The following is a 20,838-nucleotide window of genomic DNA, read 5'->3' on the forward strand; positions in this document are numbered from 1 at the left end:
GGTGAGCCGAAGCCACGCTACGACCGGCGCAGGAACACACCGCATGCGGGGGATCGCCGGAACGTGGACGCAGGTGCCCGAGATCATGGATTCGAACAGGGCTATTCCGGCCACGGCCCGCGGACGAGCCCCGCGCCCGCGCGCGCTCTGCGCCGCCGCCCGCGCCCGCGCGCCGCTCGTCCCTGTTTGCGCTGCGCTCGCGGCCCTGTCCGTCGCCTGCGGCGGCGGCCAGACGCAGGGCGAGGCGTTCGACCCGCGCTGGAAGGACGACGGCGGCGCGGGCATCGCGGCCTTCCAGCGGCGGTTCGCGGGCAGGCGCATCCCCCTCGGCGCCGACGTGGCGGTCGGCGTCGTCGCGGGCGCGGGCGCGCCCGAGCTCGTCGGGGTGCCGCTCGACGGCGGCCCGGCGTGGACCTTCGCGCACCCGCTCGACGCGCGCCCGGCCGTCGCGGGGAGCGTCGTCGTCGGGCTCGGCCGGGGCGAGCTGTTCGCCCTCGACGCGCGCACCGGGGAGCTGCTCTGGACGCGGCGCGCCGGCGGCAGGCTCCGCGGCGCGGGCGACGACGGCGAGACCACCGTGGTCTCGCTCGTGTCGACCACCGGCACCACGAGCGTCGTGCTCGCGGTGAGCCGCGAGGGCCTCGTGCTGCGCCAGATCGAGGACTCCGCCGCCATCGGCGTGCCCGCGGTCGTGGGGCGCTACGCGTTCCTGCCCTGGCAGGGGCGCTACGTCACGGTGTTCGACCTGCAGACCGGCGGCGAGGTGGCGCGGGCGCTGCTCCGCACCGAGGTGAGCCGCGCCTTCCTGCTCGGCGGGGCGGTCTTCTTCGGCGGCGAGGCGGCGACGCGGTTCGACGCCTCGATCGGGCTCGGCGCGGCCGGGCGCGCGTCGACCGCGCGGCTGCCGGCGCGCGAGCTGCCCGGGGCGCCGGTCTGGATGACCGCCGGGACCGAGGTGCTCGCGCCGACCGCCTTGGCCGAGGACCGGGCGCGGCTCTACGCCCGCCCCCGGCCGGCCGGCCCGCCGGGCATCGAGGCGGAGCGCTACGTGGCGACGTACTACCGGGCCGCGGTCGGCCTCGACGCGCGCTCCGGCGCGCTCGCCTGGGCGCACGCCGGCGAGGCCGACTTCCTCGGCGGCGCCGCCTACGCGGGCGGCTTCGCGCTGTGCGACGCGCGCGGCGGGATCTCGTTCCTCGACGCGCAGCGCGGGGCCGTGGCGGGGCGCGCGTCGCTCGGCCGGCCGATCCAGGCGTGCGTGGTGCAGGCCGACGGGCTCACCGCTGCGTCGATCGGCGGGAGGCCTGTGGAGACCCGCGCAGACTGAAGCGCCGTGTCGGCGGAGGCCTGACCGGTCGAGTTCGTCCTTGGCGCCTCGGAAGGAGGAGGCCGCGGCGACCTGCGAACGGGCGCGATCGCGACGGCGACGACGACCCCATTGCCATGTCTCTGCGCAGCATCAGGTGATCGACATCGCGCTGGCATCATCCCACGGTGCATAGCCGCCCTGGCCGGCCGCTCCTCTGGCCCGCCTTTGATCCGCAGTCCTTGCCAAGGCGCCCACGATGCTCCTGCCCTCGATCCGGATCCGCCTTCTCGCCCTCGCGCTCGCCACCTCGCTCTGCGCTGGCGCGGCCTGTACCAGCGACGCGCCCAGCTCTGCTTCGCCGCCGCCCGCCGCCGCGCCTGACGCGCCCGCGCTGCCCGGCGCCCCGGCCCGGCTCCAGGTCGACGTCGCGTACCACAAGCTCGACAACGGCCTGAAGGTCGTCCTCTCGCGCGATACGACGGCCCCCATCGCGACAGTCGCCGTCTATTACGGCATCGGCTTCCGCAACGAGCCCAAAGATCGGACCGGGTTCGCCCACCTGTTCGAGCACATGATGTTCCAGGGCTCGCAGAACCTGGGAAAGATGGGGTTCATCCGGCTCGTCAACGCGCACGGCGGAGTCCTCAACGGCTCGACCCGGTTCGACCTCACCAACTACTGGGAGACCGTTCCTTCCAACACCGTGGAGATCATGCTCTGGGCCGAGGCCGACCGGATGCGGGGCCTCGACATCACCGAGGAGAACCTCGCGAACCAGAAGGACGTCGTGAAGAACGAGGTGAAGGGCGGCATCCTCAACACCCCGTACGGCGGCTTCCCGTGGCTCGACATGCCGCAGTTCGCCAACGAGAACTGGCACAACGCGCACAACTTCTACGGCGAGTTCAGGGATCTCGACGCCGCGACGCTCGAGGACGTGACGGCGTTCTTCCGCACCTACTACGCGCCGAACAACGCGGTCGTGGCGGTCGTCGGCGAGTTCGATCCGGCGCAGACGCTCGCGTGGGTCAAGGAGCACCTCGGCGACATCCCGCGGTCCCCGCAGCCGGAGCGGCCCGACACCGCCGAGCCGCGCCAGGAGGAGGAGAAGCGCGCCAGCAGGACCGACGCGCTCGCCACCCGCCCCGCCCTCGCTGTCGCTTACCACGCCCCGCCGCGCAACACGCCCGAGTACTACGCGATGGGCCTGCTCCATCAGATCCTGCTCCGAGGCGATGACAGCCGCCTGCATCAGGCCCTCGTGCGGCGGCGCGGCCTCACCGGCGGCGTGGGTGGGGGCATCAATGTGGGGCTCGGGAACATGTTCAACATCAACGGCCCGGCGCTGTGGACCGCCTATCTCATCCACGACACCGACAAGCCCGCAGACGTGATCCTCGCGGCGATCGACGAGGAGATCGAGCGGGTCCGGCGCGAGCCCGTCGATCGGGCGACCCTGGAGCTCGCCGTGCTGAAGGCTCGCTCCGAGCTCTACGACCTTGTCGACTCGGAGCACGGCCTCGGCCGGGCGGACCTGCTCGCCTGCTTTGCGCTCTTCGACGACGATCCGCAGCGGCTCAACCGGATCGAGGGGGAGCTCGCCCGGATCACGCCAGAGCTCCTGCATGCGACCGCGCGCGAGTACCTGAGGCCGACGAACCGGACGGTGCTCACCGTCGCCCCCGGGGCCGCGGAGGAGCCGGCCGCTGCGGAGGAGCCGGCCGCGGGCAGCCTGCCGCAGGGGCAAACCGAGACGAAGAGCCCGAAGAGGGCCGACAGGTAGGTAGACGGAGAAAGGCCCTCATGAAACGCGCTGTGCTCACCACGCTCGCCTCGCTCACCCTCCTCGGCGCTGCGGCGCGCGCCGAAGGGCCGCCCCGACCAGGCCCCCCCAGGGACGTCGACGTCCCATCGACCACGGAGCTCACGTTGCCGAACGGGATGCGGGCCACCCTGATCCCCTTTGGCACCTTGCCGAAGGTGACGGTGGAGCTCTCGGTGCGCACGGGCAACATCGATGAGGCCGCCGATCAGGTCTGGCTGTCTGGCCTGACCGGCGAGCTGATGGAGGAGGGCACCACCGCCCGGAGCGCGGAGGAGATCGCGCTGGCCGCGGCCCGCATGGGCGGGCAGCTCGCGGTCGACGTCGGCTTCGATACGACGGAGATCGAGGGCGACGCGCTCTCCGAGTGCGGCCCGGAGCTGGTGAAGCTCATCGCCGACGTGGCGCAGCGGCCGAGGCTGCCGGAGGCCGATGTGCCCCGGATCCGGGCGGACCTGCTCCGCGCCCTGTCGATCGCGAAGTCCGATCCCGCGCAGCTCGCCCGGGAGAAGCTCGGCGCCCTGCTCTATCCCGGGCACCCCTATGGCCGCCTGTTCCCCGAGCCGGCCATGCTGAAAGGGTACTCGGCCGCGCACGCCCGCGCCTTCCACGAGGCGAACTTCGCGGCGGCGCGCGCGCACCTCTATGTGGCTGGGCGGTTCGACGCGGCCGCGGTGGAGGCTGCGATCCGCGACGCCTTCGGCAGCTGGAAGCGCGGCGCGGAGCCCAAACGCACGCCTCCGGTCGGCCGGAGCGCCCGGGAGATCCACGTCATCGACCGGCCCGGCGCGCCGCAGTCGGTCGTGCGCCTGGCCCTGCCGGTGATCGAGCGCCGTCACCCCGACAGCATCGCTCTCGAGGTGACGAACACGCTGCTCGGCGGGGCCTTCTCGTCCCGCATCATAAGCAACATCCGCGAGCAGAAGGGGTATACGTACTCGCCCGTGAGCGTGCTCGTGGACCACCGGAGGACGGCGTACTGGGTAGAGGCCGCCGAGATCACGACGGCTGTCACGGGTCCCGCGCTCAAGGAGATCTTCGCCGAGATCGACCGGCTCCAGGCCGAGCCGCCTTCGCAGGAGGAGCTGTCCTCGATCAAGCGCTACATGGCCGGCGCGTTCGCGCTGCAGATGTCTTCGCGAGGCAGCCTCATCAACGCGCTCGAGGACGTGGACCTCCAGGGGCTGCCGGACGATCACCTGGACACCTACGTGGAGCGCGTCCTCGCGGTGACCCCGGAGGACGTGCGACGTGTGGCGCAGAAGTACCTCGACGACTCGCGGATGACGATCGTGATCGCCGGGGATCGGGCAGCCATCGAGGCGCAGATCAAGCCGTTCGCCACCATCAGGTGATCGCCGCGCCGGGGATCCGGCCCGGGCCCTTCACCCGGGAAGGCAGAGCGCATCTCGAACGTCGAGGTGAGCCGCACGTCGCGCGCCTATCCCGCCAATTGCGCGGCGGACATCCCGTACGCGTACTCCTCCGCGCTGACGAGCGACGCGAACGCCGTGAAGACGGTCGTGCCCGCGTCGGCCGGAGTTGGAAAGCTCTGAGCGGCAAATAGAGCTGCCAGGCTCCCGGCGCGATCGGCGTTTGCTGCCGACATCTGGATTCGCTGGCCCCTCGGCCGGGTGCGATGATGTGGGGGCAGCCGTCGAGCTGCGGAGGTCTTCGTGAGCGGCATGGACGGATCTCCTGCGCGTAGGGTTCGCCTGCGGCTGATGAGGGACCGAGGATGGCTCCCGGTTGGCTCCCTACGACATCCCGGCCGACTTGATCCACCGTCAGAGGTGCGCGTAGCCTCGACCTGCACGCCTCGGGCGCGATACGTAGCGGCGAACTGGAAGCGTGCTCTCCTCGAGAGACAGCAAAGTTCGAATCACCATGGCCGACGAGATTGACGCGGTAAGCTATGCGGGGAAGTGGCGTCTACACTTCGAAAGAAAGGCGGATCACAACAAGGCCGAGGCGTTGATCTGCTTCACCGCCACTGTCGCATGCACGCTGGTGGCACCGGTCTTCGTCATGCTCGGCGAGGGGTTCTGGCTGAGCAAGCTGGTGCCGTCGCTGCTCTCGCTGCTGGCAGCGGGAATGACGACATGGCTCCAGCTGAGGAAGCCTCAGCAGCTTTGGGCGCTGTACCGCACCTGTCAGCGGCGTATCGAGGATCTGCAGGCGGCACATTCGTTCGGATTCGCAGGCTTCGAGAGAGCGGCCGACCGCGATCGCCTGCTCGCCAAGCGGGTCGCTGAGATCGTGATGTTCTCGCATGAGCAATGGGTCCCCTTGGTGCCGAGCCCGGAGAACATCGGTGCGCTCACGGAGTCGAGGCTTCGAAGAGCTCCGGACGCAGAGGATGGCAATGCGTAGATAGATCGCTGCGGTCGCGCCACCTCGCCGAGCCCGACGAGCTCCGGCGTCGGGCCGAACCGAGCTTTCCCCGCGGCGTCTTCCGGGGCACCTCGACCTGCCCTGGGGTAAACGCGTGCATTGGGTCCACCGCGGGCGCCGGGTCGTGGGCGACCAGCACCAGCTCATCGCGGTACAGGCTCGAGATCGCCTCGGCGCCGCGGAGCTCGAGCACCTGCGGGGGTCGCCGCGGCCCGATTCTCTCCGAAGCGCCCTCCCAGGCGAAGGCGACGTCGCTCACTCTATTGCGGCGCCTCTCGCTCCGGCTGCACCATGCCTTGCGTGGCGAAGGCGCAGCACGACACGGCGGAGGCGCGGGACGGGGGCCGGGGAGGCGCGGACGCAGGCGCGGAGGTCGACGTCGGGCCGATCGACGTGCTCGTGGTCGTGGCGCTCCAGGACGAGCTCGAGGGGGTGCTCGCGCAGGGCGATGGCGGCGCCGCGGGGTGGCGCGAGCTGCGGGACCTCGGCGGCTTTCGCTACTACCGGCGCGCCCTTCCGAGCGCTCATGGCGGGTCGCTCGCGGTGGCCGCGGCGTGGATCGGCGAGGCGGGCCAGCGCACGGCGGCGATCCGGGGGCAGCAGCTCCTCGCCGAGCTCGATCCTGCGTGCCTCGCGATGTGCGGCATCTGCGCGGGCGACCCCCGCAAGGTGGCGCTCGGCGACGTGATCGTGGCCGACCGGCTCTACAGCTTCGATGAGGGCAAACGCCTCGCGCCGCCGGGCAAGGAGGCGGAGCGCCTCCACGACGTGCGCACCTTCGATCTCGCGGCCACGTGGAAGATGGACGCCGCCTTCCTCGCGCGCGAGCTCGACCTCGCGGCGCTCTCCCGCGAGCGCCCGCCCTCCCGGGAGTCCCAGCAGCGGTGGCTCCTCGACGCCCTCCACGCGCACGAGGCGGAGGGCGGGCCCTCGCCGGTGGCGCACCCCGGCCGGAGGCGCGCCTGCCCGGGGTGGACGGCGCGGGTCAAGGAGGCCGTGAAGGACGGGCTCGCCGCGATGAAGGGCGGCGCGCTGCGCCTCACCGAGGCCGGGCGGGAGAAGGCGCTGGAGGAGCGGCTGCTCCACCCGGACGGTCCGCCGGCCGATCCGCCGCTCTGCGTGCACGTCGGGGCCGTCGCCACGCTCACGGCGGTGGTGCAGGATCCGGGCGTCTGGGGCGACCTCCAGCGCGTGGTGCGGGGCACGCTGGGCCTGGAGATGGAGGGCGCGGCGATCGGCGACCTCGCGGGCCGCTGCCAGAAGCGGTCGATCTTCGTGAAGGCGGTGAGTGATCACGCCGACCTCGCCAAGGACGACAGCTTCCGCGCGTTCGCGTGCCGCGCCTCGGCGGCGGTGCTTGTCGCGTTCCTGCAGAAGCACCTCGCGCCGGCGCCGCGGCCGGAGCGCGAGCTGCCGGGGCGGCGGGGGCCGGCCGGAGAGGTGGATTGCACCTCGGGCGACGGTGAGCGCGGCGAGCGCGCGTTCGAGGAGCGGCACGACGGCTTCCTCCAGCGCATCGAGCGCGTGGCGCTGCTGCGCACGCCCGGCGCGACCGTCACGAGGCACCGGACGCCGCCCCCGTTCGCGGGCGTGCTCGAGCTGGCGGCGCGGGACGGATCGCTCGTCGACCTGCGGGTGATCGGCGCGCTCGATCAGCCGATCACGGAGGAGCTCGTCGCGCGCTACGTGACCGAGGTGGAGCGCCCGTTCCGGGAGCAGGATCCGCTGCTCCGATCGACGCTGATCCACGCGGGCCCGCAGGCGCCGCCGGCGCTGATCGAGCGCGCATGGCGCCGCGGCGTCGTGCTCAAGAGCTTCTCGGAGTACCAGGGGCTCATCGACTTCGGCCGGTACCTCGTGCGGCAGACGGACCGGCTCGAGGCGGACCCGATCTACCCGCCGTGGCTCTACGTCGAGCAGCCGGCCGTGGTGAGCCTCGGCGACCGCGAGAAGAGCGTCACGGAGAGCGCGCTCGCGTCGCTGTGGGAGCTGCTCGACGCGCCCCGCCGGCGCTTCGTGCTGGTGCTCGGCGACTTCGGCGCGGGCAAGACGTTCCTCTTGCACGAGCTCGCGCGGCGGATGGTGAGGGAGGAGCACCCGCTCGTGCCGGTGCTCATCGAGATGAGCCGGCTCGAGAAGCAGCGCTCGCTGAGCGTGCTTGTCGCGCAGCACTTCGCGCTCGCGGACGAGCCGATCGACCCGCGCGCCTTCGGCTACATGCTGGCCGAGGGGCGGATCGCGCTGCTCTTCGATGGCTTCGACGAGCTCGCCCTGCGGCTGACGTACGACCGGGTGCTCGAGCACTTCGAGACCGTGATGCAGGCGGCCGAGGGGATCGCGAAGGTCGTGGTGACCAGCCGGACGCAGCACTTCCTCGATGACCGGCAGATCGAGCAGGAGCTCGCCCGGCGGGCGGAGCAGGTGCAGGGCTACCGGCTCGTGCAGCTGGAGGGGTTCGGGCAGCCACAGATCCGGCGGTTCCTGGGCAACCTGATCCCCGAGCCCGCGGAGGCCGAGGCCCGGTACCGGCTGCTCCACGAGGTCAGCGATCTGCTGGGGCTCTCGGAGAACCCGCGCATGCTCGGGTTCATCGCGAAGATCGACGAGAGAAAGCTCCTCGAAGCCAAGGAGGGGACGGGGGAGATCACCGCGGCCAAGCTGTACGAGCTGCTCGTGGAGCAGTGGCTCGACCACGAGCACCGGCGTGCCAACCCGCGGGGAGCGCCGCGTGGCATCTCGCGCGAGGCGCTCCGGGGCGCGATGACCGAGCTCGCGCGGCTGCTGTGGGACCGGCGGGCGCGCGCGGTCGGAATCGCCGAGCTGCCGGAGAGCCTCGTGAAGGGCGTACAGCCGAAGGACGGGCCGCCGCTGGAGCGGGCGATGGTCGAGTTCCTGATCGGCTCGGGATCGCTGCTCGTGCGGGACGCGGAGGGTGCCTTCTCGTTCGTCCACCGCTCGGTCCTCGAGTGGCTCGTGGCCGAGGCGGCGGCGCGGGAGGTGAATGACACAGGGGACAGCGCGGCGCTCGCGGCCGACGAGATGAGCGAGCTGATGGTGGACTTCTTCGTGTCGCTCGCGGGGCGCGAGCAGGCGGCGGCGTGGGCGGCGCGGGTGCTGCACGGGGCGGCCAAGGGGCATGCGAAGGACAACGGGCTGCGGATCGTGCGCTTGCTGGAGAAGAGCGAGCAGGGGGCGGCGGTCGTCGGGGAGGACGAGATCGAGGTGGTCGAGGGCGTGAACCTCGCCGGCCAGGACCTGAGCGGGCAGAACCTCAACCGCGCGGATCTTCGGAGCGCCAATCTGGCGAGCGCCAACCTCACGAACGCCGCGCTGGTCGAGGCCAGGCTGGCCGGCGCCTCGCTCCGCTCGGCGCGGCTTGGACGGGCGGATCTGCGCGGCGCTTCGCTGATGGGCGCCGATCTCCGGGGCGCGGACCTGTCGTTTGCTCGCCTCGTGGACGCGGATTTGACCGGTGCGGATTTCGCTGGGGCGACGCTGCGCGGCGCCAAGCTGGTCGGCGCCCGGGGGGTGGCCGCCGCGTCGCTCGTGGCGGAAGGGGCGGCACCACCTCGGCCTTCCGGGGCTGACCTGATGTGGATACCGGCGTCATCGTGCAACGCGGTGGCCTGGAATCCCTCGGGAGATCTCCTCGCGACGGGCCATGGCGACGGCTCGGTCCGGCTCTGGGATGTGGTCTCCGGGCGAGCCATCCGGGGGATAGCTGGACACCTCGGTCCGGTGAACAGCGTGGCGTTCAGCCCTGATGGCCGGACGCTGGCCTCGGGGTCGGATGACTCGAGCGTGAGGTTGTGGAAGGTCGAAAGCGGGCGAGTCCTCCGCGTCTTCGAGGGCCATGGCGTCGGGGTGAGGAGCGTCGTGTTCAGCGCTGACGGCCGAACGCTGGCCTCGGGGGCGGGGCGCGCAATGCGCCTGTGGAAGGTCGACAGCGGGCACGTCCTCCGCGTCTTCGAGGGTCATGGCAACTGGGTGAACAGCGTTGTGTTCAGCCCTGATGGCCGGACGCTTGCTTCGGCGTCGGATGACATGACCGTGAGGTTGTGGGAGGTCGAGAGCGGGCGAGCCCTCCGTGTCTTCGAGGGCCATGGCCTGATGGTGACGAGCGTGGCGTTCAGGCCTGATGGCCGAGCGCTTGCTTCGGGGTCGCGGGACATGACCGTGAGGTTGTGGGAGGTCGAAAGCGGGCAGGTCCTCCGTGTCTTCGAGGGCCATGGCGCCCGGGTGAACAGCGTCGTATTCAGTCCTGACGGCCGAACGCTGGCCTCGGGGTCGAACGATACATCCGTGAGGTTGTGGGAGGTCGACAGCGGGCAGGTCCTCCGCGTCTTCGAGAGCCACAGCCATGACGTGATGAGCGTGGCGTTCAGCCCTGATGGCCGGACGCTGGCCTTGGAGCCGAATGATACGACCGTGAGGTTGTGGGAGGTCGAGAGCGGTCGAGTCCTTCGCACCTTGGGCGGTCATGGCAAGGCGGTGACGAGCGTGGCGTTCAGCCCCGGCGGCCGGACGCTGGCCTCGGGGTCGCATGACACGAACGTGAGGTTGTGGGAGGTCGAGAGCGGTCGAGTCCTCCGCGTCTTCGAGAGCCACAGCCATCACGTGATGAGCGTGGCGTTCAGCCCTGATGGCCGGACGCTGGTCTCGGGGTCGTATGACACGACCGTGAGGTTGTGGGACGTCGAAAGCGGGCGAGCCCTCGGCACCTTGGGCGATCATGGCAAGGCGGTGACGAGCGTGGTATTCAGCCCTGATGGCCGGATGCTGGCCTCGGGGTCGAATGACACGACCGTGAGGTTGTGGGAGGTCGAAAGCGGGCGAGCCCTCCGCGTCTTCGAGGGCCATGGCAAGGCGGCGACGAGCGTGGTGTTCAGTCCTGACGGCCGAACGCTGGCCTCGGGGTCGAATGACACGACCACGAAATTGTGGGAGGTCGAAAGCGGCCGAGTCCTCCGCACCTTTGGGGGTCATGGCAAGGTGGTGACGAGCGTGGTGTTCAGCCCCGATGGCCGGATGCTGGCCTCGGGGTCGAATGACACGACCGTGAGGTTGTGGGAGGTCGAAAGCGGGCGAGCGCTCCGTGTCTTCGAGGACCATGGCAAGGGGGCGACGAGCGTGGCGTTCAGCCCTGACGGCCGAACGTTGGCCTCGGGTTCGTACGACACGATCGTGAGGTTGTGGGAGGCCGGAAGCGGTCGAGCCCTCGGCGCTCTCAAGGGCCACACTGCCCCTGTGGTGAGCGTCACCTTCAGCCCTGACGGCACGCTCCTCGCTTCTGCCTCGACCGACGGCACCCTCCGCCTCTGGCGGGTTGCCACCGGCCGATGTCTCGCGATCCTCCTGCCCTGCGCCGAGGGATGGGCCGCCTTCACCCCCGACGGTCGTTACAGGTTCGGCGGCGACATCGCAGGTTCCTTCTGGCACGTGATCGGCCTCTGCCGCTTCGAGCCCGGCGAGCTCGATCCCTACCTGCCGAACCCCCTCCGCCTCCCCGACGACGAGCCCCTCATCGCGCTCCCGCCCGCCGGAACGCCGCCCGGGAGCGGCATGGTATAGGCGGAACGCGCCCGAGCCCACGTCGAGCTACGTTGTAGCGAGCCGACCGTCGCCTCAGAGCTCGCCGACCTGGCTGTGCTCGTAGAAATCAACCAGCGCCTGGCCGCCGCGGCCGAGGCCCGCCTGGGCATTGATGTAGGGCACCGCGTCTCGAATCGCTTTCATCGTCAGCTCGATGTTCTTCTGCGTCCCGACCACGAGGGCGGTGTGGTGCTCCACCGCCCGCTCGGGCTGCGTCAAATAGCGAAAGAGCTCCTGAATGCGCGGGATCTGGATGCGGCCGCGCGTGCCGAAGGTGTCGACGCCTTCTTCGCTGACCCGGCCCACCCCGCCGTAGAGGAACACGCTTCCTTCGCGCGCGTTGGTGCAAGGTCTCAGAAAGGCGCAGGTGCCCGCCTTGAGCTCGCCGTCGACCGCGCCCCAGGTGTTCTCCGCGCCGATGTCGGCCTGGGTGGCCAGGATCTCCTGGCGGGTGATGCGGGCGCCGGGGCGCATCACGCTCTTGGCCCAGACGCCGCAGTGGAAGAGATCCACCTCCTCGCGCTCGTCATCGTACATGTTGTTCCAGTCGCCCAGCAGCGGCACGAGCCCGGAAGCGCACTGGAGCATGTACATCCCCATCCAGCCCGCGATGTCGGTCTCGCAGGCGGCGGGGATGAGCTTGTCCGAGAGCATGCTCATGCAGGTGCAGGGCATCACGCCCACCTCTCCGCCGATCTGGTACTTCTGCATCTCCGTCCAGCAGCGCACCGCGATGCCGTCGAGGTCGTTCTCTTTCACGAACCGGTCGAAGACGACGCCCATCCGGGCGATCGCTTCCAGCGAGGCGCGCGGAACGTCAGCCGCCGCGATGTAGCCGGAGACCGCTTCCAGCTGAGCGGATAGCTCGCGCGGCGAGACCTGGCGCATCTGTCGATCGAGCGCGATGAGCTCCAGGCCGACCGTGCTCAGGCCCATGTGCCCCAAGAGCTCGGTGGAGACGTTGGTGACCGTCTGGAACGCGTCGGGCCCCGAGCCCACCAGCCCGAGGCGCACGCCGCGGCCCCGGCGACGGAACTTCGATGCCAGGACGCAGCTCGCGTAGAAGGCGTGGAGATCGTCCGCGAAGGCTGCCGAGCTCACGGCTTCGCAATGCCTGGACGTGAGGGTGTACGGATAGCCGATGTGGCGGAGCGCGTTGGCGGCCGAAAAGCGCCCGCACGCCCCGTCCCGCCGGCCCTTCTGTCCCATGCGTCCCAACCCGCGCACGTCAGGCTCGGTGTGCAGCAGCACCGGCACGTCGAGGTCGGCCAGCCGCAGAAAGTCCCGAATCCCGTTTTCATCGGAGAAATTGTACATCGAGCAGATGACGCCAATGGCTCCGCCGCCGTCGGGAGCGCGGCGGTACTGCTGGGCGACGCCCGCGGCCGCGCGCGCGTCGGCGTAGGTCTCGACGTTGCCGAGATCGACGTAGCGCACGCGCTGGCCGAGCACATGGCCCACGGCCGATCGGGTGGCTTTCGCTCCCTCCTCCGCGAACTCCGTCGGAAAGAAGCCCCGGTTGCCCATGAAGCCCAAGATCACCGGTTCACTCTGTGCCATTGCTGTCTCCTGGAGCAGGCGGGCTTGAGCAAGTATGGCCTTGCCGCTCCAGCCCGCCGGAACGTCAAGGTCGTCGTCGCGTCGGCGCCATCTGGCGGATCCGTAGACCGCTGCCATGGCCCCCTCGCGCGCGAGGGACCGCAAACACCGACCGCGTATTCCGCTTCAATACTATGCATGTCCGTGCTAGCGTCAACAGCTAATCCGAATTAGCTAAACGGAGCGCGCGCTTGAACGATCCCCCCGACCCCGACCCGCCGCACGTGCCCGGCCTGCGTCCGGTCCGTATGAAGGACATCGCCGAACAGCTGGGGTTGTCCCAGACCACGGTGTCTCACGTCCTGACGGGCAAGCATGCGAAGTTTCGCATCAGCGCCGCCACGGTGGAGCGGGTCTGGGCGCTGGCCCAGAAGCTAGGGTACCGGACCAACGCCATGGCCCAGGCGTTCCGGGAGCAAAAGTCGTACGCGATCTCGCTCGCCGTCGAGGACCTGGCGAACCCGTTCTGGGCCGGGATAGCCGTCGGCGCCGAGCGCGAGGCCGAGCTCCACGGCTACGCGCTCGTGGTGAGCCATCTGGCCGGTAACGCGGGGCGCCAGCGTCGCGCGTTGCAGCTCGTGCACGACTCCCGGGTGGATGGACTCATCGTGTCCCCGGTTTCCGGAGGGGATTGCGATCTCATCGAGGCGCACAAGCAGGGACTTCCCTTTGTGCAGATCGACCGGGCGGTCCCGGACCTCGACGTGGCGTGCGTGCGCACCGATCACGCCGCCGGTTCTGTGCTGGCGCTCCGCCACCTTCTGAGGCACAAGGATCGGTCGCTCGTCTACATCGGCGGCCCGCTCGACATCCCCACCTACAGAGTTCGTCTCGACGGGTTCCAGGCGGAGTTGACGCGGAGCGGCGTCACGGCGGCGGCCATCGAGGAGTTGAAGGAGGCCACCCCGGAAGCGGCCGAGACGCGCATGGTCGAGCTTCTCCAGCGGCTGCGTCGACCTCTGGCCGTCTACGCGGCAAATTTCTGGAGCACTGTCGGGACCCTGCGGGCCATCCGCGCCGCCGGCCTCTCCGTGCCCGACGAGATCGACGTCGTCGGATTCGACGACATCCTGATGGCCGATCTCCTGCGTTATCCCGTCGCGACCGTCGATCAGGACGTCGGCGCGATAGGACGCGAAGCGGTCCGGCTGCTCCTTGAAATGCTGGCGGGCGCCAGGGGCGCGCGAGAGGTCCTGCTCCCTCCTCGCCTCACCGCGCGAACACCGGACGTGCCGCGCAGCGAGAGGCGAGCGCGCGCGCGGCGAGGCCACCGCTCCTGACCGCCCACCACATCGATCGGTTTTCTGGCGGGAAGGTTCCGTGGGGGCGAACCGTAGCATCCGCGGAGATTCGCGGAGGGCGTGACCACGGATTGCAATCCCTCGGACGGCATGGGCCCAACCTGGGGCGAACGAATAGGCGATTGCGGGACTGCGCCTGCCCTGCGTCTCGCGCCGCCCTCGAGGATCGCCGGTGTCCGCCGTGCGGGGACCGCGAGCGGTGCTATGGTGCGCCGCGCCCCGCGGTCCCCGACATGCTCCGAGCGTGACGGCTCCTCTCGGGGTGCATCCTATCTTACGCAGGGAGATCAGATTCATGCGACAGTCCTATATTGCTCTTGCGAAAGCGTTGTGTGTCGCGTCGGCGGCCCTGGCCGCCTCGGCCTGTGGAGGCGACGAGGGCGCTTATCCCGATCGGGCTCCCGACATCGAGCGCTCCGACACGGGAGCGCTGCTGGAGGACGCCGTCGACTCCCCGCCGTCCGGCGCGGGCTCGCCGGGTGACGAAGGATCCCCCGGAGGCGGCGCGAGCGCGGCCTGCCAGCTGCCCGACGGTCTGCGCTCGTTCGATGAGCTCAAGGGCCCGCCCGGGAGCCTGGCGGCCGATTGCGTTCCCACGTGGACCGAGGAGCAGCTGAGCTCCGGGTTCGCCGCGATCCGCGACAGCCGGCTGCTCACCATGCCGGAGCAACCCGAGTTTCTGCGGCGGCTCCCCTGGCTCGCGGCCGACAACGGCTGCGAGGAGCGGGCCGAGGCGGCGATCTACTTCTTCCAGCAATGGGACTATCCGACGCCCTACTTCGCCAGGGTCAAGGCAAAGCCGCGCAAGCGGCTGGTCTTCCAGACAGCCAACGAGCCGTCCGGAAGCGTGACGTGGTCCGGCCACGTCGCGCCCGTGGTCCGGGTCGGTGGGCAGCTCATGATCCTGGATGTCGCCATCGATCCGTCGCGGCCCCTCCCGATCGCGGAGTGGCTCTCTCAATTCAGCGTCGCCGACGACATCGACGTCGCGTTGTGCCGCGACCACGCCCTGGGGGAGGGGTGCTTCGACGCTGTGCCCCTGGAGCCGCCGCCGCCCAACCTGAACCCCTATGGCAGCATGTACAACCGGCTCCTGACCGAATGGCGAGTTCAGGAGATCCTCGGGCGCGATCCGTACCGGGTCCTCGGCGACTGTCCGCCGTGGGGCCCCTGCGCCGAGCCGGAGCCCACGCCCGATCCGGGCCTCCCGCCGAGCATCCAGCGCTTTGCATCGGACCAGTTCGACAGCCTCGTCTGGTATCCCATCTACATCATCGGGGACAATTTCGTCGAAGGCTGGACGACCGTGCGCATCACCGGGAACGGCATCGACGAGCTCGCGCCCATCGACGCCTGCAACATCCGCAGGATCCTGATCACCCAGGAGTATCCGCCCGGCGACTATCAGGTGACGGTGGCAAACGGAGAGCTCGCGAGTCAGGCGGTCCTTCGTATTCAGTGACTCGGATGGCCAGGCGCGTGTCGTCGGGCGTGCGCATCGACGGCGACGGTGATGTCAGCGCGCTGTTCACGACCCATGGATCCATCGATCGGTGTCCGTGGCGGCTCGAATTTCTGCTCTTTTCCGGCGGTTTTGACCCGCTTGTCGCTCTAGCGAGGCTTCGTGTCCTTGTCCTCCGGGTCGACCGCGATGCGGAACCCCGGGTCTTCCGGCGTGGGCCCGGCGGGCCGCGTCTCGGGCCCCTCGGCCTCCCCGCGGCCCTCGGAGCGCTCGTCCCGCGGGGGCGCCTGCGCCGGGCCCTTGCTCAGCTCGGCGCCGATCCGGCCGACCACGTTCGTCGCGGCCCGGACGAGCTCGCGCCCGGCGTCGTCGATCGCCCTGCCGACGTTCGTGCTGTCGAGGTCCTTGCGCAGGTCCACGGCCGTCTTGCGCGCCGCGCGCCAGAGCAGGCTCAGCCCCTGCTTGAGATCCTCCCTGGGGTCGTCTCGATCGGGGTCCGAGCTCATCGCGCCTCCTTGGCTTCGGTTTCGCCGAGGAGGCTTATGTTCCCGCCGCGCCTGCGCCGCAAGCGGCGCGCAGACCTCAGGCGGCCGTCTTCGGCTTGCTCGTGGGATCGACGTCCGGCGGGCGCCTCGGCTTGCTCCGAGGCTCGGCCTCGCCGGGCGCCTTCCCCGGCGCCTGCGCGGCGACCGCGGCGCGCTTCCCGGCGGACGGCGCGCCGTCCTGTCCCGGGGCCGCCGGGGCGCCGCCTGCGCCGCCCGTCACGGCCGGCCTGCGCTGCGGCGCGGGCGCCCCTGCCGCGGGCTTCGCCGCCGCAGCCCTGGCCGCCGCGGCCGTCGCCGGGGACCGCGCCGTCGCGGGCGCCGCGTGCCTCGCCGCGGCGGCCGCCTCTGCCGCGTGCCTCGCCGTGGCCGCCGCCTCCGCCGGCTGCTTCGCCGCGCCGCCCGACTCCGCCGCGTGCTTCGCCGGAGCGCCCGCCTCCGCCGCGGGCGGATGCGCGCTGTTCGACCGCACCGCCGGCGACCACGCCGTGGAGCGGTTCCGGCCCGACCGCTTCGACACGTAGAGCGACTCGTCCGCGGCCTTGAAGAGCTCCTCCCACGTGCTGCCCGCCTCGGGGTAGGTGGCGATCCCGATCGAGCAGGTCACCTGGCACTGCACAGGCCCGTTGCTCCCGGCCGCGTGGAACGTCGTCCGGCCGAGCTCCTCGCGCACGCGCTCCGCGAGCAGCATCGCGCCGCGCGCGTCCGTCTCCTCGCAGATCACGACGAACTCCTCCCCGCCGAAGCGCGCGACCGCGTCGGTCGTCCGCTTCGCGCGCCGGAGGACGTCGCCGAGCCCCTTGATGATCACGTCGCCCACGTCGTGGCCGTACGTGTCGTTCACCTTCTTGAAGTGGTCGATGTCGGTGACGAGCACCGAGAGCCGCCGCGAGAACCGCCGCGCCGCGGTGATCTTCTGGTCCGCCACCTCGAGCATCGCGCGCTTGTTGAGCAGCCCGGTGAGCCCGTCCATCGTCGCGAGCTCCTCGAGGCGCCGCACCATGCGCGCGTTCGAGAGCGACACGGCCATGTGGCTGGCGAGGACCTCGAGCGTGCTGCGCACCGAGTCGGTGAATGCCGCGCGCCGCCGCGAGCCGAGGACCAGCGTGCCGAGCGGCCGGTCGTGCACGACGAGCGGGAGCACGATGATCGACGGCATCGACGGCGGCGTGACGCGGCGGGTGAAGACGACCTGCCGCTTCTCGTCGTACTCGCCGCGGTACGGCAGCGGGTGCCGGTTCTGCAGCACCATCGAGACGAGCCCCGCGTTGTGGCGGAAGCGCTGCCCGGTGAGCTCGGCGACGCCGTCGCCGCTGACGGCGCGGATCTCGTGGACCTTCTGCGCCTCGTCGTACAGCGTGACGGCCGCGAAATCGACGGACGTGATCTCGCGGGCGCTCGTGACGCCGGCCTCGATGACGCCGGGCTCGGTCGTGGCGGCGCCGAGCCCCTCGGCGGCGCGGTAGAGCTTGCCCTGCTCGATCTTCGCGCGCTCGAGCTGGACGAAGACGCGCTCGTTCTGGATGGCCCGCACGGCGTAGCGGCACGCCTCGTCGATGAGCTCGAGCTCGCGCGGCGAGAACGGCCGGTCCTCGACGCGATCGACGACGAGCACGCCGCGGAGCTGGCCGTGCTCGAACACCGGCAGCGCGCACACGGCGCGCACCGGGGAGGGGCCGACGTAGTAGGGGAGCTTGTAGCCGGGCTTGAGGCCCCCGAGGACGACCGGCGCGCGCTGGGTGATCGCCGCGCCGAAGACGCCGTCGCCGGAGAGGAACGGGCCCTCGGAGAGGTTCGGCGCGTCGCTCGCGAGCTCGCTGATGCGCAGGTGCGTGCCCGCGTCGTTCTGCCAGAGGAGCACGGCGGTGTAGAGGTCGAGCGACTCGCGCAGCAGGCGCAGGGCGAAGAGCACCGACTGGTGGATCTCCTCGACGCCGGAGCGGGCGAGCCGCTCGTCGTCGCCTTTCTGGCACGCGCCCGCGCCGCGCGCCTGGGCCGGGGCCGAGAGCAGGCGGTAGCTGCGCGCGTCGTCGCGGAGCCGCTCGATCTCGGCCTGGAGGCGGGTGTGGGAGGCCTTCCTGACGCGGCCGAGCTCTGCGCGGAGGATGGTGGCGTTCAGCAGCGAGAAGACGGCCATGAAGCCGATGTGCGGCGCGGCCGCGCGCGTGACGTCGAGGAGGCTCGGCGCGCCGCGCTGGGCCGCGGCCGAGCGGACGGCGATCTCGAGGGTGGCGGCGGCGATCGCGACGAGGAGCGACGCCCCTGGGCGGGCGAACGCGCTCACGAGGGCGATGACCACGTAGAGGGCGGCGTGGGCGTCGCCGTCGAGCGAGCCGTCGAGGCGGAGGACCGCGGCGAACGTGCCGACGAGGAGCAGGGCGCCGACCTCGAGGTCGAGCAGGGCGCTCGCCTCGATGGCGGCGGCGCGCCGCCGCGCCCGCTGGACGAGCGCAACGAGCAGCACGAGCAGCGCGGTCGCGGCCGCGAGCGGCGGGAGCGGCGCGGCCGCGTCGAGGACCACGAGCGCCCCGAGGGCCAGCGCGCAGGCGAGCGGCGCCGCATTGCGCGCGATACGGCGGGCGGTGAGCACGGCGAGCACCAGGTTGGCCATCGGCTCGGATGCCGGTACCAGAGGTCGATCGCCGGGGCCCAGTTCTCTGCCGGCGAAGGCGGCTGCGCGATGGGGGAAAGGGGCGAGAGAGGGGGTGAGGGTGTGACCTGGAGTCGTGGGTAGCCGAGAGGTGGATCTGGTTGGCTCGGATGTGCTGGGCGGGGCAACGATGCCTGCCGGCAGGTACGCAGCTCGACGAACGCCAGTGGGCATCGGGAACGGCATCGCGAGGGAAAACTGAGTTACCCCGCGGCACCGTGAACGGTCTGTACGACCGGAGCGCAAAGTCGACCGTCGCTGATCCGCCTTTGGGAGGCACAGGACAGGAGCGCGATAATTGTGCGATGGCCTACTGAGTGCTAGACGAACACCAGGCGATCGGCGATAGGATGACGGATCGTGGCTCAGCGCGAGTGTAGCAGTGAGATCAAGGGCGGCGACGGCTTCGGGGAGGTTGCTCAGGCGTCCGCTCCTGCCGCAGGGGTGACCAAGGGGGTGCAAGGCAAGCCGCCCAACTTGGCGGAATGCTCCTTGCGGGACTCATGGCACCAGGTGGAGACGCTGAATGGCCTCGACACGCCGCCGGCGCGGTGCGCCTCCGGGGGGGGCCATAGCCTGCGCTTCACGTTGCTCTACCACCCGGACCTGCGCCGGATCGGCGCGCGGGCAACCACGGTGGCCATCCCCGGGTACGCGGTGCCCCTTTCCCGCCTCGAGCCCGATTTCGCGCAGCCGCGCAGCCACGAGCGCGCGCCGCTCTGCGACCCTCACGTGAGCCGGAAACCTCACCTTGTGACGTGGGGCGCAGACGAGTCGCTGACCATCACACCCGCGGGGCGAGGCCAGCTGTCCGTGGAAGGCGAGCCCATCGACGACGCGCATCAGTTTCCAGCCGAGGCCCTGCGCGTTGGCCTGATTTTGCAGCTCGCCAAGAAGATCGTGATCCTCGTCCATATGGTGACCACCGCGCGCCCTGCGCCGCGACACGGGCTTGTCGGCGACAGCGACGCTCTCGAGGAGGTCCTCAGGTCGGTTGCGCGCGTCGCCGATCTACAGGTACCAGTCCTGCTTCGGGGAGAGACCGGCGTCGGCAAGGAGCGCGTTGCGCAGGCCATCCACCAGGCGAGCCCGCGGGCCGGTCGTCCCTGGCTCGCCGTGAACATGGCCGCGCTCGCCCCGACCACCGCCGCCTCGGAGCTGTTCGGGCACGCGAAGGGGTCGTTCACGGGCGCTCACCACCGCCACGTGGGCCTCTTCGAGCGCGCCCACGGCGGGACGCTCTTCCTCGACGAGATCGGCGATATGTCAATGGATGTCCAGGCGATGCTGCTCCGGGCGCTCGAGACCGGCACGATCCGGCCGATCGGCGAGGGCGAGCAGCGCGCGGTGGATGTCAGGATCATCGCGGCGACGGACGCCGACCTGGAGAAAGCCGTCGAGCAAGGCAGGTTTCGCGCGCCGTTGCTCCATCGGCTACAGGGCTATACCATCACCATTCCTCCACTCCGCCAGAGCCGCGAGGACATTCCCCGCCTGCTGCTCCATTTTCTGCGCGAGGAGCTCGCGCGCGTCGGAGATCTGGGCCGGCTGGAGTCGCCCGCGGACGGCGCACTGCCGTGGTTTCCTCGATCCCTCATGATGCGGCTGATCCAGCACAGCTGGCCCGGCAATGTGCGCGAGCTCCGGAACGTGGCGCGGCAGCTGGTGATCTCCAGCCGCGGCGCCGACGCCATCGTCATTGATGAGAGCCTGGAGCGGATGCTGGAGCAAGCGCGTCAGACAGCGCGACCCCCGTCGGATGCGCCGCGCCTGTCCGAGAGGCGACAAGCGGATGCCTCCACGGCCAATCCAGCTGACCCCCCCATGGACCGGGAGGTCGACGAGGACGCCTTGCTCAGGGCGCTTCGGCAGAGCCACTGGTCGATCGGACCCGCGGCGGCGGCGCTTGGCGTCTCGCGCACCGCCCTCTACCGTCTCATCGAGCGAAGCCCTCACGTCCGCAAGGCGGCGGACATCCCGGAGGACGAGCTGATGCGCTGTTCCGAGGAGCTCGCCGGCGATGTGGACGCCATGTCGGCGCGCCTCAGGGTGTCCAGGCGCGGGCTGAAGCTGCGCCTGCGGGAGCTCGGGATCGCAGGACCGATGCGCACGCGGTGACGCCGCCCGCCTGAGCGCGGCGCCGGACGGTACGCGCACCGTCCGCGTA

General features: G+C 70.8%; 12 protein-coding genes. 9 read left to right on the top strand and 3 right to left on the bottom strand.

The features are described from left to right. Positions 1 to 43: 43 nt before the first annotated feature. The 6 genes from WME73_RS46185 to WME73_RS46210 all read left to right on the top strand — a co-directional run bounded on the left by WME73_RS46185 (position 44) and on the right by WME73_RS46210 (position 11,096). Positions 44 to 1,327 carry an outer membrane protein assembly factor BamB family protein gene (locus WME73_RS46185; protein WP_437913718.1) on the top strand — a complete coding sequence of 428 codons (1,284 nt, stop codon included), beginning with the start codon at positions 44 to 46 and terminating at the stop codon, positions 1,325 to 1,327. Positions 1,328 to 1,565: 238 nt separating this feature from the next. Continuing rightward, a complete protein-coding gene (locus WME73_RS46190) occupies positions 1,566 to 3,092 on the top strand; it encodes a M16 family metallopeptidase (RefSeq protein WP_437913719.1) in 1,527 nt (508 codons plus the stop codon). 20 nt (positions 3,093 to 3,112) lie between these two features. Continuing rightward, a complete protein-coding gene (locus WME73_RS46195; RefSeq protein WP_437742664.1) occupies positions 3,113 to 4,486 on the top strand; it encodes a M16 family metallopeptidase in 1,374 nt (457 codons plus the stop codon). 66 nt (positions 4,487 to 4,552) lie between these two features. Next, positions 4,553 to 4,687 carry a hypothetical protein gene (locus WME73_RS46200; RefSeq protein ID WP_437913720.1) on the top strand — a complete coding sequence of 45 codons (135 nt, stop codon included), beginning with the start codon at positions 4,553 to 4,555 and terminating at the stop codon, positions 4,685 to 4,687. A 331-nt stretch (positions 4,688 to 5,018) separates the two neighbouring features. Further along, entirely contained in the window at positions 5,019 to 5,504 is a 486-nt protein-coding gene (locus WME73_RS46205; RefSeq protein WP_437742666.1) for an SLATT domain-containing protein, read from the top strand. Between the two features lie 312 nt (positions 5,505 to 5,816). Then, positions 5,817 to 11,096: a pentapeptide repeat-containing protein gene (locus WME73_RS46210; RefSeq protein WP_437913721.1), complete on the top strand. Its 5,280-nt coding sequence runs from the start codon at positions 5,817 to 5,819 to the stop codon at positions 11,094 to 11,096. 54 nt (positions 11,097 to 11,150) lie between these two features. On the opposite strand, the gene WME73_RS46215 is transcribed toward WME73_RS46210, so the two are convergent. Beyond that, complete coding sequence (locus tag WME73_RS46215; RefSeq protein ID WP_437913722.1) at positions 11,151 to 12,794, bottom strand: L-fucose/L-arabinose isomerase family protein; 1,644 nt, start codon at positions 12,792 to 12,794, stop codon at positions 11,151 to 11,153. A gap of 113 nt (positions 12,795 to 12,907) precedes the next feature. On the opposite strand from WME73_RS46215, the gene WME73_RS46220 reads away from it, so the two are divergent. Continuing rightward, positions 12,908 to 13,996: a LacI family DNA-binding transcriptional regulator gene (locus WME73_RS46220; RefSeq protein WP_437913724.1), complete on the top strand. Its 1,089-nt coding sequence runs from the start codon at positions 12,908 to 12,910 to the stop codon at positions 13,994 to 13,996. Between the two features lie 316 nt (positions 13,997 to 14,312). Continuing rightward, a complete protein-coding gene (locus WME73_RS46225) occupies positions 14,313 to 15,479 on the top strand; it encodes a protein-glutamine glutaminase family protein (protein WP_437913726.1) in 1,167 nt (388 codons plus the stop codon). 149 nt (positions 15,480 to 15,628) lie between these two features. Here WME73_RS46225 and WME73_RS46230 read toward each other — a convergent pair whose 3' ends face one another. Both WME73_RS46230 and WME73_RS46235 read right to left on the bottom strand, forming a co-directional pair. Further along, complete coding sequence (locus tag WME73_RS46230; RefSeq protein WP_437742671.1) at positions 15,629 to 15,985, bottom strand: hypothetical protein; 357 nt, start codon at positions 15,983 to 15,985, stop codon at positions 15,629 to 15,631. A gap of 76 nt (positions 15,986 to 16,061) precedes the next feature. Further along, positions 16,062 to 18,632 (bottom strand): diguanylate cyclase, encoded by a 2,571-nt coding sequence (locus WME73_RS46235; RefSeq protein WP_437913727.1) that lies wholly within the window; start codon positions 18,630 to 18,632, stop codon positions 16,062 to 16,064. Between the two features lie 399 nt (positions 18,633 to 19,031). Between WME73_RS46235 and WME73_RS46240 the strand changes: the two genes are divergently transcribed. Beyond that, the gene (locus WME73_RS46240) at positions 19,032 to 20,789 is read left to right on the top strand and encodes a sigma 54-interacting transcriptional regulator (RefSeq protein ID WP_437913728.1); all 1,758 of its coding nucleotides are present in this window, start codon (positions 19,032 to 19,034) and stop codon (positions 20,787 to 20,789) included. Positions 20,790 to 20,838 lie beyond the last annotated feature (49 nt).

The organism is Sorangium sp. So ce302 (assembly GCF_051530145.1).
Taxonomy (GTDB): domain Bacteria; phylum Myxococcota_A; class Polyangia; order Polyangiales; family Polyangiaceae; genus Sorangium; species Sorangium cellulosum_B.